The organism is Verrucomicrobium sp. BvORR034, from assembly GCF_000739635.1.
Lineage (GTDB): Bacteria > Verrucomicrobiota > Verrucomicrobiia > Verrucomicrobiales > Verrucomicrobiaceae > Verrucomicrobium.
This window is the reverse complement of record NZ_BATQ01000011.1, coordinates 39,084-50,783: the sequence shown is the minus strand read 5'-3', so window position 1 is coordinate 50,783 and position 11,700 is coordinate 39,084. Positions and strand designations below refer to the sequence as shown.

At 60.9% G+C, this 11,700-nt stretch carries 7 protein-coding genes; 1 reads left to right on the top strand and 6 read right to left on the bottom strand.

Translation table 11 applies throughout. The features are described from left to right. Positions 1 to 84 precede the first annotated feature (84 nt). The 3 genes from BV034_RS02370 to BV034_RS02360 all read right to left on the bottom strand — a co-directional run bounded on the left by BV034_RS02370 (position 85) and on the right by BV034_RS02360 (position 4,528). Positions 85 to 537 (bottom strand): hypothetical protein, encoded by a 453-nt coding sequence (locus tag BV034_RS02370; protein WP_265592538.1) that lies wholly within the window; start codon positions 535 to 537, stop codon positions 85 to 87. Positions 538 to 581: 44 nt separating this feature from the next. Then, complete coding sequence (locus BV034_RS02365; RefSeq protein ID WP_050023737.1) at positions 582 to 2,138, bottom strand: tyrosinase family protein; 1,557 nt, start codon at positions 2,136 to 2,138, stop codon at positions 582 to 584. A gap of 80 nt (positions 2,139 to 2,218) precedes the next feature. Then, a complete protein-coding gene (locus BV034_RS02360; RefSeq protein ID WP_050023735.1) occupies positions 2,219 to 4,528 on the bottom strand; it encodes a redoxin domain-containing protein in 2,310 nt (769 codons plus the stop codon). Between the two features lie 326 nt (positions 4,529 to 4,854). Here BV034_RS02360 and BV034_RS35560 point away from each other — a divergent pair, with 326 nt between their 5' ends. Further along, positions 4,855 to 6,516: an SMP-30/gluconolactonase/LRE family protein gene (locus BV034_RS35560; RefSeq protein WP_265592537.1), complete on the top strand. Its 1,662-nt coding sequence runs from the start codon at positions 4,855 to 4,857 to the stop codon at positions 6,514 to 6,516. Positions 6,517 to 6,756: 240 nt separating this feature from the next. Here the strand turns inward: BV034_RS35560 and BV034_RS02345 are convergent, their stop codons facing one another. From BV034_RS02345 to BV034_RS02335, 3 genes are read right to left on the bottom strand one after another with little or no spacing between them, the layout of a single operon-like run. Then, positions 6,757 to 9,195 (bottom strand): nucleoside hydrolase-like domain-containing protein, encoded by a 2,439-nt coding sequence (locus BV034_RS02345; RefSeq protein ID WP_050023732.1) that lies wholly within the window; start codon positions 9,193 to 9,195, stop codon positions 6,757 to 6,759. A gap of 54 nt (positions 9,196 to 9,249) precedes the next feature. Next, positions 9,250 to 10,383, bottom strand: a complete 1,134-nt coding sequence (locus BV034_RS02340) for an SGNH/GDSL hydrolase family protein (protein WP_265592536.1) — start codon at positions 10,381 to 10,383, stop codon at positions 9,250 to 9,252. Then, positions 10,380 to 11,660: a Gfo/Idh/MocA family oxidoreductase gene (locus BV034_RS02335; RefSeq protein WP_063768654.1), complete on the bottom strand. Its 1,281-nt coding sequence runs from the start codon at positions 11,658 to 11,660 to the stop codon at positions 10,380 to 10,382. The genes BV034_RS02340 and BV034_RS02335 overlap by 4 nt, the downstream gene beginning before the upstream one ends. Positions 11,661 to 11,700 lie beyond the last annotated feature (40 nt).

Here is an 11,700-nt window from a genome sequence, read left to right as displayed (position 1 = left end):
CAACGCCCCAGGAATTGGAAAGCAAATAGAAATTGAGGGCTGAAAGCCCGGCGTCATTCAGAAGCTCCCGCACTGGTGGCCCTCCTACTCCGGCGTGCCGCTCACTGGCATGAGTTCCAGGTTTGCCGCCTCCACCTCCGCCTTCGTCGGGGCACGGGTTTTCCCAGCAGTCGACTCTTCCACCTCCAGTTGCAGGCTCACCTTGCCGTCCTTCACAGCTGCCACCGGCACTGGTACCATGAAAGAGCCGGCCTTCCGGCCGGGCAGCACACCAAAGGGTGCCACCGCCCCCACCACGTCGCCCTCAGCCGTCTTCACGATGATGCGGGCACCTTTGGCCATGGTGCCGACCGTGATACGCACAGCCACGGCCTCATCCGCCTCCCTTGCGCGAGGCAGGGTGAGCAGCAGTTTTCCTTCTGGAGAAGACTCGTTCACAGCTTGAGGCGGGGTCTCGGACGACGACCTCCCGCATGCCGGAATGAGGAAACAAGTCACCCCCAACCCTGCCAGGATCGTGAGAAATGAGGCTTGCATCCACATACCGGAACAAGAGGTCCATCCAGGAGGCGCTCCCCCGGTTAGAAGGTGCCCACTGAAATCTCTGACACCTTAGCCTGCAAAGGCGTCAAATTCACGCCTTTCCTTTCTGCCACCACCTGCACCCGCAGCGGCTGGCCCGGCTTGAGTTCGTTGGCCTCCGTCAGCTTCTGCACGGCCTCCGTCAGCGGCATGAGGAAGCTGAGGGGCTGATTTTCATGGCCCCCGAGTCGGGCGCCGAAGATGCTGAAGGTCCCGGCAAAGCTGGGCGAGTCCAGATCCACCTGCTTGGCCCCTTCTGGCGCATTGACCAGCACGTGGAACTCCACTCCCTTGGTGTCCGCCATCGGCTCGATGGTGATCTTGGCGAAAACGGCAGGGCCATCCTCCTTCATCGCCGCCTCTGGCACGGCCTGCGGCACCATTACCTCAGCGCGGGCGGAGGCTCCGAGATTGAGGGCAGATGCCCCGAGGGTGCCGAGCCACACCTTGTTGTTCATGTCCCCAGGCCGAGTGGCAGCCGGGATCACGGTCTCACCAGAGCCGGGCTCGTAGTCATAGTTGAAGTCGCCAATCGTGGCGTAGTCGCCAGCTTTGTTCTTCGCCACCGGCTTGCCATCCGGCCCGATGAAAAAGAGGAACGATTCATTGGCCCAGGGTGGCAGGTCCGCTCCTGTGGGCAGCGTAGGCAGCCCAAGACGCTGTTGCTTGCGTGTCCACACGTCCCAGAGCCGGTCAATGTTGGAGTGGTGAGCGAAGAACACCGGGTCGGTGGGAGACAGCAGATCCTGCATGAAGCCACCGATGTTGTTGTGCACGTTGTTGTGGGGCTGGCTCTCCAGGATGCCCTGCGTGGCGCTGCCGCTGTGGTTGGCGGTCTTGCCACTGCCGAAACTGATGAAGTCCGTCGGAGCGAGGGCGCTGCGAATGGTGCCGATGGACACGGCCCGGCGGGTGGTGGCATCGAATCCCGGGTTCTGCCGTGTGAGGGTGCGGGCGCGGCCTCTAGGAAAGAACATGGGGCTGTCCCGCACCGCCTGCCAGACATCATTCACCGAGCGGAATCCCCGGTTCCGCATCTGCTGGAGCTGCGCCGTGGAGAAAGAGTTCCACAGTGCGCTCATGGGATTGGAGAGCTGGGCGAAGAACTCGTTGTAGCTGGCAATGTAGGCCGGGTTGTTGGGATCCAGCACACCGTTGAAGAACGAGTCCGGCAGCTGCGGAAGCGCCGTCCAGTCCCAATAGGGGAAGGCGAAGTTGGCATCTCCGCTCAGTTCACGCACGGTCCGCTCAAACCAGCCGGTGAAGCCGCGATGCCAGACGACGAACCACCAGTTCCCGTGCGGGCAGTCCAGGGTGTGGATGAACGCGTTCCGATACCAGTTGCGCGCATCCGAGGGCGGGAGCTGCAGCATGGCCGTGATGGCTTTTTTGTAGCTTTCCAGGAAGGGCGCCGCAGCAGGATTCTGCAGATTCAGCCGGTGGTATCTCGCCGCAGCAGCCTGGGCGGGTTCCTGGCCAAAGGACCAGCTGGCACTGGCGGCAGCCGCACCGGCGGTGACGAGGAAGCGACGACGGGAGGTATTGGGAATAGACATGAGGAATGACGAGTTCGTGGTTCTAACAGTTTGAAAATAGATTTACCCCGGGACAGAGCATCTGCCCCGAGGGTGGATTTTCACGGCTGACGGCTGGCCACAGCGCCGGATCGTGCCGGTGCAGCCACCTGCCCTGCTTCGCGCAGGAGGGCATCCACATCCATGTAGGGGGTCATGGACACGTTCTGCCAGTGCACCTTCCCGGAGGCATCCAGCACGAAGAGGCCGTGCAAGGGCCCGTCCGCATAGCACCCATAGGAACGGAAGACACGCTTCTCAGGATCTGCCAGCAGCGGGAACGGGCAGGGCGTGCCATCCAGAGCCTTGCCCAAGTCTGCCACGGAGTCGGTGCTGATGCCAATGACCTGCACCCCTTGCTTGCGGAAGGCCTCCGCTTTTTCCACCAGCGCCGTCATCTGCTCGTTGCAGCGCAGGCAGGCAAAGCCCTCATAGAAGAAGAGCACCGTGGGACGGGTCAGTAAATCCGCTGACTTCTGCACCTTGCCGGTGGCATCCGGCAGTGACCAGGCGGGCGCAGGATACGGCGCACCAAGCCGTTTGGGCTCCATGTTGCCAGTGTCTGCCATGGGCATGGGGGCTGGCGGCTTGGAGATCTCCACCAGCTCCATCATGCCTTCATCCTCGTGGTCCAGGATGTGGCAGTGCTGCACAAAGACCCCATCGAAGTCGGTGTACTCCGTGCGGAAGCTCACTTTCCACCCCTCGTTGAGGATGATGGTGTCCCGCCAGACAGGCAGGACCGCACCGGTTCTGGGGTCTCGATCCAGCTGCTCCACACTCTGCTCATTCAGGATGGAGAAGATTTCGAATGGATTCACATGAATGTGAAAGGGATGGCTCACCGGTCCCACGTTGTTCCTGGAAATAACTGTCCACTCCTGCACTTCTCCCAGGGTGTTCTGACGCGCCTCGTTGAAATCAAGCGGCTGCCTGTCGATGGTGAACACCACGCCGTCCCCTTTGGGGATGATCCCATAGGCGGCAGCCTGGCGCGCCGTGACCCGCTTGGGATCGATGGAAGGCAGTCGGAACCGCTTCACGGCCTCATCCGTGGGCAGCGGCATGGGATTGAGAGGCCCTTCCACGATCACCAATGCAAGATAGCGACGCTCCTCGGGAATGATCACGCCGCCTCCGGGCACCCGTGCATCCCGCAGCACATACTGCACTCCCGCCACCGGTGGTGCCTGAATGAGCACGTCCGAGCGGTAGCCGGGCCATAATTCCAGCTGGGAGCGCGCGGCGACACGCCCGAGCGCGAGTCCATCCACGGCAATCTCGTGAAAGTTCAAGCGCGAGGGTGCGCTCTGCCCACTGTGATCCACACGTACCAGCTCCGGTTGAATGACCTCCCGAATGGCGCTGTCGATCAAGCGCCACCGTTCCACGGAGCCAGGCTGCATGCGGATCACGGGCAGTTTCACCCCGTTGATCGTGGTGTAGCGCCCCAGCTTGTCCCAGGTCCGTGGACCAAAGCTACAGTCGGCGTATTCGGCCTCGATCACCCCTACCGTGAGGTTGGTGTCTTTGGAGATCGCCGGACAGACTGGCTTGCTGGCGTTGTTTACATACGGGATCTGTTGCAGCACCATGACGCGCTGTGGGGCGCGGGCAATCTCAGGCACCGTGTCCAGACCGCCTTCAATGATCAAAGCACCGGACATGCCGCTGCCCACATTGGCTGCCGTGGAGCCATGCTTGTGGGCATGGTACCAGAAGGTCCCTGCGGGGTGGTCCTTGGGGATGACGATCTCGTAGCTCTGATTCGCCCCGGGTGGGATCTCCAGCAACACGTTGTCGCTGATGCCAGAAGGCGACACATGGAGCCCATGAGTATGCAGATTCGTGGTGTTAAACCCATGCAGGGTGTTCATCACGTCCGCCATGCCCGGCTCGGGTTCGAGGGCATTTTTCACGGTGATGTAGAGTGTGTCCCCCGGCTGGCAGCGCAGCGTGGGGCCCACCAGCTTCCCGTTGTAGGACCGGAGATACACGGGGTCCGCACCGATCTGGTTGCGGGCCTTGAAGACATTCAGGGTGACGTTGAGCTTGCCATTGATGGATCGAACCACCTCCGGCTCGGGAAAAGTCGCCGCCTGCGCCTGGTTCATCAGGCCCTCCATCTCTCCGGTGGTGAGGATCTTGGGCTGCACCCGCAGGGAAAAGATGTCCGGGGCCATCTCCCCCCGGGCATTTCGTTCCCCGAACTCCCGCCAGGCGTTCTGGAGTCGCTTGCGAGCCCCTTCCACCGCCTGTCGGTGCGCGGTGGCATCCATGGCAGGGGGTTGGGGATTGTCTTGAGCCGCAATCGCAAGCGGCAGGAACAGCGCCGAGGCGCAGAAACGGAGGACCGTGGGACAAGTTTTCATGACGTCGGAAGTTGGCAACCACGGCACAAAGGTGCCGTAGCCAGGGGAATCACCCCAGGACGATGAAGGGTGGGCCACCGACGAAGGCGAGAGGAGTCGTCTCTCTGCGGCGCGGGCTCACGTTTTTAGCGAAATGAACTATTTCTCTATAGGGGAATGTATTAGTTCACGGGCTTGTGAATGCAAGAAATATGTTTAATATAAATTCTATGGATTATTAGCGCGCAAAGTCTCGTGGTTTTTTGTCACATATTCACCACATCCCGGCATTGCCTGCGGTGACGCTGGCTGTGACTCGTGGTTTCATGTTGCGCCGTTTTTTTGCCATGAAACCCCTGCTCCATCTCCCGCTCGCCGTCGGTCTGCTGCTTGCCTGCCTGCCCCAGGCCTACGCCCTCCATGAAGGCAAACGTCAGGTCCTGCTGGTGGGTGACAGCACCACCGAGGCGAAGATCCCAAAGATGCTGCGGCCTCAAGGCCCCCACTTTGAGGACGTGATCAGCATCCTCCTGGCCGCGGAGAAAGACCTCGAACCCGTGAACGTCATCAATCTGGGACTCAGTGGAGAGTACATCCAGCGACTGCTGGACTCCGGCCGATATGACAAGGAGATCGCGAAGATCCCTGGTGCCGACTACATCTTCATCCGCTACGGCATCAACGACCAGGCCCGGCGGCAGGGGTTCGCGGAAAACTTCGCCAAGGACTATCATGAACTAGTCTTGCGCCTCAAGCGCGACCATCCAGAAGCCGTGATCATCGTTATGACAGTGATCCCCTACGGCGAGGAAGAGCGGGTCATCCAGATCAATCAGCTCAACAAAAAGGTGTCGGAAGCCGAAGGACTGCCGCTCTTCGACATTCACCCTCGCTATGCGGAGGAGCTCAAAAAGGGCCCAAACATGCTGAACTACCGGCGTTATCCCATCGAGAAGGTGCCGGACAAGTTTCAGGAGTTGGTGAAGCCCTTCATCAACGGCAAGTCCGTGGTCGTGATGGACAATCAGCTGGATGCCCATCTGGGCGACCTGCCGGGATGGTATGGCGACCGCCACCCCAACCAGGCTGGCTACCAGGTGATCGCGGATGAGACGGCCAGGTATCTGGCCAGACTCATGCGGGAGAGGAAACAAACGGTGGCTGCCAGTCCCCTCTTCAAAACCACGCCCCTCACCGAACCCAATGGCTTCACCGATGGCATTGAAGGTCCGGCCTGCGATCACCAGGGCAACCTGTATGCCGTGAACTTCAAGGAGCAGGGCACCATTGGCAGAGTGAGTCCGGACGGGAAAGCCGAGGTCTTCGTGAAACTTCCTGAGGGGAGCATCGGCAACGGCATCCGCTTCAGTCGGGATGGCAAAAGCTTCTTTGTCGCGGATTACACGAAGCACAACGTTCTCAAAGTGGATCTCACTAGCAAGGCCGTCTCCGTCTTGGCCAATGAACCGGGCATGAACCAGCCCAACGATATCGCCATCACTGCAGAAGGCGACTTCTATGCCAGCGATCCGGCCTGGAAGGACGGCACTGGCCAGCTTTGGCACGTGAGCCGGGAAGGCAAAGTTTCCAAGGTGGCCAGCAACATGGGCATCACCAACGGTCTGGACGTCAGCCCCGATGGCAGAACGCTGTACGTGAACGAAAGCGTGCAGCGCAAGGTCTGGGCCTTTCCCATCCAAACCGATGGCACCCTCGGCGAGAAGCGTCTGCTCAAGGAATTCCCCGACCATGGCTTCGACGGCATGCGCTGCGATGTGGCAGGCAACCTCTACATCACCCGTCATGGCAAAGGCACTGTGGTCAAGCTAAGCCCGCAGGGCAAAGTGCTGCAGGAAATTGATGTGCTGGGCAAGAGCCCGACCAACCTGTGCTTCGGCGGCACGGATGGGTGCACGGTGTATGTGACCGATGCGGAGCAGCGGCGCGTGGTGCAGTTCCGCGTGGACCAGCCCGGGCTGGAGTGGGCGCGGATACAGAGACAGGATTAACAAGATTTTGTTTAGATTTACAAGACGAGGAGTGGTGGAGCTCGGGTTCGATGCAATTGTGCATCAGGCAGCAACATGAAACTTCATCCCTGAAAGGGATATTTAGCACAGCCCAACGTTGGACGAGCTTCCAGCGAGTCAACGTTGGGTAGGACGAAGAGGAGGATCAGGTGTGGAGGCCGGGGAAATCAGCTCTCTCCCCATTCGCCATCACTGCCTCCATGGCCAAGTGCTGCACCGTCATCGCTCTACCGCTTCTCCCACACGATCTAGGAAATCACTCCACACCATGTCGGACGAATCTCCGTCAAGGCCCAATCGGACGATCACCATGTCCCACTGTGGAATGACAAAACAACGGTTGTTGTTGTGCCCGGCGGCACAATAGGCACCCACCGGGGCGTGGGGGAATTTCAGTGAACCATCTGCCTGCACACCGTTGATCCACCAGTTGTAGCCATAGCACCCCCTGCCATCGGCGCTGCCTTCCGCATGCCCCCATGGCAGCGTGGCAGGCACCTGCACTCGGGTCGCCTCCTCCACCCATTTGGCGCTCAACAACTGCCTGTCGCCCCAGCGCCCAACATTCCGCATCAACCAGCCAAAGCGGGCCAGATCACCTGCACTGATCTGCACCGACTGACCTCGATTTCCTGAACCGCAGTTCATCAGCAGCCCCTCCTTTCGCCCCAGGTTTCCCCATTTCCAACGGTCCGGGTGCATCCCAATGGGATCCGCGATCCGGCGCTTGAATACCTCCGCCATGGGCTCCCCGGCAATGCGGGTGAGCACATGGCCAAACTGGTTCATGGCTGAGTCCCAATAGGCAAACTGACTGCCCGGCGGGCGAAAGAGCGGATCCCCCGGAATGAACGGTGTCTTGCTCGGACCATGTTTGTAGCTGCCCGTCGTCTCATCCCCCTGGGCACGGTAGCCCGAGGTCATCGTGGCGAAATGCCGTAGGGTGAGTTCCGGATAGAGAGCCTCCATCTCTGGCAACACCACTGCCACCCGGGTGTCAGGCGTGAACTTGCCGTCATCCACGAGCAGACCCATCACGGTGCTGGTGAAGCTCTTTGTGAGCGACCACGTGCCATGCACCTTGTCGATGTCCGCCCCCTTCCAGACCATCTTCCCATGGCGGATGATGACCAGTTCCCGCACCCCGTCCTGGCCCAGGGAGTTGTCCAGGTAGCGCACTGCCTCTGTCAGCTTCACGCCACGCACCCCCTGGGACTCCGGCGTTGCCATTTCCCATTCACTGCCCGGAAACACGCCGGCCGCAGGAGCAGGTGGACTTTCCACCACCACTACGGCACGACGATAGGCACACAAAGGAGGCGTCCCCTGATCCTGCAGCCGCAGCACGACATGGATCGTGCAAGCCCCATACTGATCGGGCTTGGGTGCGATGAAACTTGTCTGCCCGCCTTCCGTCGCTGAAAGCACCACCTCGCCGCGATACGTTCCGGCTTCAGGATAGACCATCCATTCCATGCGAATAGGTTGCCCATCAGGATCCCGGGTGCCCTTGGCGCTCAGCTCCACCTTGTCCCCTTCACGCACCACCAGATGCATCACGCCTTTGCCCTCGTTCCCATTCAGGACCGGGATAGGCGCATGATTGGCCTTGTCATAAGCATCCGCCACACACCAGTCCATACGAGCCTTGAAGTCGTTCTGCAAGTCGGCCGCCCACCGCCCCAGCGTCTGGTCGCGATGCGTCGTCCCCTCCCAGGTATCCTGCACGTTGGCCCAGTAATACGCTTTGTCCGGGTGGTTCGGGTTCTGCCCCAACCTCCCGCCCCAGCCTCCCCAGCCGGGCTCATTGGGATCTGAGAGGCCATTGGGTACCAGGTACAAGAACAGGGAGGTGTCCCCCTCTTTTTGCGGCAGGCTGGTATTGGTCGGGTAGAGCCGCCCCAGCGGGCCGTGATCCTGGATGACATCCCGCTGAATGTCGAAGCCTCCCGACTGGGCCGTGATCCGGGAAAACTGGTGGTACCACCGTTTCCCCTCCTGCTCAGGCTGGCTGGTATCCACCCACCGACGGAAGGCCGGTTTCAAGGTGGCAGTATGTTCCGCGAACCGGTCCGAGGAGCACAGGCGCAGCTTGTTCTTGAACTTGGCATACCCCTCCTGTCCCCGTTCCTTCAGCACCTTGTCCAGCGCCCGCTTCAGGCAGCTCTCAGCACTGCCCCGGTCCGTTCCCCAGTTGGAGAACCACACGGGTCTCCGGTCATCCTTGTCCACAGCCGTGATGATGAGATTTACCCCGTCTTCCGCATCCTGATAACCCGCCACACAGGTCTTGAGCAGTGCTTCCGATGAAGGAAAGCGGAGATCATGCAACACGAGGTTGGGATGACACTCGCCATAGGCGCGCACCATCGCCTGCACAATCCCCAAGCCATCCCGCACCGGGTTCTTGTTCTCTCCTACCCGGGCCTCTTTACGGGTGGCGATGATGCCTTCTATGTCGAACTCGCTGGCATAGACGAGGAATCGCACCAGTGACTGCTCGTCGTCAGGATCTCCGCCAGCATCCGTCTCGATGAGAATGCGCGGGCGGGAATCCAGGTCTTGAGCCAGCAACGGGCCGCCAGAGTTCAGCAGCCACGCCGCCAGTCCCGCGTAGGTGACATGCCGGAAATGGAGTGTGACTTGGCCAAGGCGCATCCGCCCATGATACACATCCTCCACCGCCCCGGAAGCGTGATCCCAGAGCGTGTCCTACTTTACCGCTCCAGATTGCATTGCCAGCCACGCCTTGAGCCATGCGTAGAAACTGCTGCCTATCTGGGCATAGCCCTCTGCGTTGGGGTGCACCGCATTGTTCACCGGGTATCCATTCAAGGGATCCACATTCAGCTCCGTGGGGACGACAAAAATCTGGTCCTTCTCCCTGTTGCTGAACTTCTCCAACTGCCGTTGCACCAGCCGGTGCTGAATGCGCTTCCAGCCCCAACGGTGGTATTTGCCCTTGTAGTTGGCCTCGAATGCCCCCTCCCGCGTGTTGGGCGGTGTGGTCAGGCCGATGGCAATGGCCGTCCCGGGCGATGCCTCGCGAAAGGCGGCGATCAATTGATCTGCATTGGCGAGCATCGTGTCGATCGTCTTGTCCGGAGCCTCCGGGTTCGCTCCAAAACAATCGTTGATCCCCAGGAGGAAAGTCACGACGTCAGGCGGCTCACCTCCACAGGTCTCACGGAGATAGCGCCCCACGTCCAGAGCAGGAGTTCCTTTGTCATTCACAAAGACAAAGGGGCTGCTCCGCTTCTTCCAGCCCCTGCCATCTGGAGTCCGTTCCTCCTTTGCCTCATGCCGGGTCAGAAATGCCGCCCAAGTCCAGCCACCGTAGCCCTCGTGGGCCACGCCGGGCTGGGCTGCCATGGGCTGATGCTGGCCAAACATCTTCCACGCCGGATTTCCCGGCAGGGAAAAAAGTCTGGCCAGTTCGTTGGGGTATGCCGTGGCAGCTGTCAGGCTGTCCCCCACGATCAGCAGCTTCAAGGGCCTGCCAACGCCTGCTTCCTTCGGGGAGATCTTCAGAAGCAGGCGGGTATGCTCCAGTTCCTTGCCCGCTACATCCCGCACCACCACCTCCATGGCGTGCTCCCCCACGTCCTTGTCCTCCGGAGTCACCGTCCACCGACGCGCCTCGGACTTTCCGAGGTCACACTTCACCTCAAACCGCAACTCCTCCGGGTGCTCCGTGAGCACCACGTTCTCGTAGTAGAGGCTCACCGGCACACCAGGCACACCGTACCAGACCGGCGGCAGGGTGAGCTGCAACGCCCCGGCGCCGGACAGTGCCCGGCAGACCAGCAGGCACAGCACGGGCGCGATGAAACAACGCCACCTCACGCCTTCCAGCCCCCCCGCACCGGTTTGGCCAGCAGGGCATTGGCCTCCGCGTCGCCTTCAAACTTCTCCGCACCCGGATCAAACTTGAGCGGCCGCTGGAGGGCCGCCGCGATGCTGCCCATGTAGCACACCGTGGCCGTGCGCTGGGCGATCTGGGCCGGGGCTGCAGTCTGCCCCCGGGAGAGCATGGCATCGATAAAATTACGATGGTGATTTTTCGACTCGAAGAGCCGCACGTCAGAGTCCTTCAGCTTCGTGCGCAGAATGTCGATGGAGCTGGCCTTGAGAGTCTCGTTCTCGCTGAAGATCCAGCCCTGGGTGCCGATGAATTTCACTCCGTACATCGCCGTGTCCGTGGTGCTCACCAGGCGGATCTTGACGCCGTTGTTGTAACGGTATTCGATCTCATATTCCTCCGGGGCATCATACAGTCCTTGAGCGCGACGTTTCACATGCTTCGCCTCAACCTCCACCGGCGTGGTGTCATCCATGCCCGCCCCCCATTGGGCCACGTCCAGGAAATGCGCGCCCCAGTCCGTGATGTAGCCCGGCGCATAGTCATTGATCCAGCGGAAGTTGAAGTGGCATCGTGCCGCGGTGTAAGGACGATCCGGCAATGGACCCTGCCACATCGTGTAGTCGAATCCCGCCGGCACTGCCTCAGGTGCTTCCATCCCGGTGAACTTGCCCCGGATGGCGAACTTGCCCGGCACCCCCACCTCAATCTCCTTGAGTTCGCCAATATAACCATTGCGCACCAGTTCACAGGCCATGCGCGGTTTCAGCCCTGATCTCCGCCAGGTCCCGCACTGAAGCACCCGTTTGTTCTCCTCCACCGCGTTGCAGATCGCGCGCCCCTCCGCGATGCTCGCGCCCAACGGCTTCTCGGAAAAGAGATCCTTGCCCGCCTTCGCCGCTGCGATGGCCACGCCCGCGTGCCAGTGATCTGGCGTGGCATTCATCACCGCATCCACCTTGGGGAGCTTGAGCACCTCGCGATAGTCGTTGTAGAGATCGCCTGCGGTCAGCTTCGCCAGTTTGGCGGCCGCTTCCCGATGCGCCACATCCACATCACAAGCCGCCACCACCTGCACCCGCTCATCCGTGAGGAAGGACCGCAAGTTGGCCATGCCCTGGCCACCCGTGCCGATGCACGCCAGGCCAATCTTGCTGTTGGGCCCCACGGCTCCTGCCCTGCCCAGTACTGCGGAGGACAAGATCAAGGGGAACGATGACTTCAAGAAGTGACGACGGGAGGGCGAGCGTAGGGAGGACATGGCGTCGGAAGCGATGAATCAGGGCATTTGCCCTGTAGCA

Bases quoted from the DNA above. Each gene is read 5' to 3' on its own strand.
- BV034_RS02370 (WP_265592538.1), bottom strand. From the start codon at position 537: ATGCAAGCCTCATTTCTCACGATCCTGGCAGGGTTGGGGGTGACTTGT.
- BV034_RS02365 (WP_050023737.1), bottom strand. From the start codon at position 2,138: ATGTCTATTCCCAATACCTCCCGTCGTCGCTTCCTCGTCACCGCCGGT.
- BV034_RS02360 (WP_050023735.1), bottom strand. From the start codon at position 4,528: ATGAAAACTTGTCCCACGGTCCTCCGTTTCTGCGCCTCGGCGCTGTTC.
- BV034_RS35560 (WP_265592537.1), top strand. From the start codon at position 4,855: ATGAAACCCCTGCTCCATCTCCCGCTCGCCGTCGGTCTGCTGCTTGCC.
- BV034_RS02345 (WP_050023732.1), bottom strand. From the start codon at position 9,195: ATGCGCCTTGGCCAAGTCACACTCCATTTCCGGCATGTCACCTACGCG.
- BV034_RS02335 (WP_063768654.1), bottom strand. From the start codon at position 11,660: ATGTCCTCCCTACGCTCGCCCTCCCGTCGTCACTTCTTGAAGTCATCG.